This is a genomic window from Phytobacter sp. V91, from assembly GCF_965644225.1.
GTDB lineage: Bacteria > Pseudomonadota > Gammaproteobacteria > Enterobacterales > Enterobacteriaceae > CBFFRJ01.
In genome coordinates this window covers 1-359 of the sequence record NZ_CBFFRJ010000333.1, presented here as the reverse complement: position 1 = coordinate 359, position 359 = coordinate 1, and the positions used below count along the sequence as shown (strand labels likewise).

The 359-nt window shown below is 62.7% G+C and carries 1 pseudogene; it reads right to left on the bottom strand.

Annotated elements, in window-relative coordinates:
- Positions 1-359: pseudogene (locus ACSZO4_RS25915) on the bottom strand (plasmid mobilization relaxase MbeA); the annotation flags it as partial.

Sequence of the window (359 nt, the reverse complement as noted above, 5' to 3'; positions counted from 1 at the left end):
AGTCCTTCGCCAGCGTTAAAAGACTGTTCATAGATGGCTCCCTTCAGTCGGATGTTTCGCCCCCCGTCCGGGTCGGCAATGCTGATGCTGCTTTTCGTGGTGCGCACCACCTCAAAACCTGCGCTTTCCAGCGCCTCGGTAACGTCCTGACGGGTTTTCAGCTCCCCGGATAAGGCTAAGGCCAGTAAACCCCGCGTAATCGCCTGGGAGGCTTCCTGCTTCGTTTCCGGCAGCGCGGACGGCGTGACCAGCGCCCGCCGGTTTTCCGGCGCGTTCGGGTCGTGCAGCCCCAGCCTGCCGTTCACGATGGTCTGCCAGGCATCAATGCGCGGACGGTCGGCGCGGTCGTAATACGGCTG